The organism is Hwanghaeella sp. 1Z406 (genome assembly GCF_048892425.1).
In the GTDB taxonomy this organism is placed as follows: Bacteria; Pseudomonadota; Alphaproteobacteria; order UBA8366; family Aestuariispiraceae; genus Pacificispira.
The window spans coordinates 1-255 of record NZ_JBLZHU010000064.1; the positions used below are offsets into that span (position 1 = coordinate 1).

Consider the following 255-nt stretch of genomic DNA (forward strand, 5'->3'; position numbering starts at 1 on the left):
TAACCGTGAGGTCAAAATCATCGCTGCTGTTCGCCGGCGGCGTGATGGTCAGGTTCGCCAGTTGCGCTGGCGTCAGCGTCGCAACACCATCGGTGACAGTGACGGCTTCACCATCGGCGGTCAGAACCGCGCCGTCTGGGATACCGCTGATCTCGACCGACAAAGTCTCGCTGTCATCGGTCAGCGCAGAGGAGATGTCCAGGGCAATGGCTGTGTCTTCACTGCCGCTTGCTGCCTCAGCAGAGAGGGTCGGCG

Annotated in this window: 1 protein-coding gene; it reads right to left on the minus strand. The window is 61.6% G+C overall.

Going from position 1 to position 255, the window contains the following annotated elements:
- The coding region (locus ACOSDR_RS20355; protein ID WP_420732367.1) for a hypothetical protein at positions 1-255 on the minus strand (255 nt) is incomplete at both ends.